1 pseudogene is annotated in these 229 nt (G+C 69.0%); it reads right to left on the bottom strand.

The features are described from left to right. Positions 1-229, bottom strand: a pseudogene (locus ACRHNM_RS18500) (hypothetical protein); the annotation flags it as partial.

Here is a 229-nt window from a genome sequence, read left to right as displayed (position 1 = left end):
CAGCAGGGCGTGGAAGTCGCCGCGATGCACCGTCAGGTAGGACGCGCCATAGGTCTTGACGGCGTAGTCGCCCAGCGGGATCCGCGCCAGCACGTCGCCGGTCATGCCGTGGCGGCTGTACCAGTAGTCGGGATGCGAACCCTGGGCGTTGAGCGCGTCCTCGATGCCGATGCGGCGCAGGATCTTCATGACGTTGGGCCCGCCGTGGATACCGGCGCCCAGCCCCGGA

This window comes from Psychroserpens mesophilus (assembly GCF_050617655.1).
GTDB lineage: Bacteria > Bacteroidota > Bacteroidia > Flavobacteriales > Flavobacteriaceae > Psychroserpens > Psychroserpens mesophilus_A.
The sequence above is the reverse complement of the archived record's forward strand: the minus strand, read 5'-3'. Positions and strand labels throughout refer to the sequence as shown.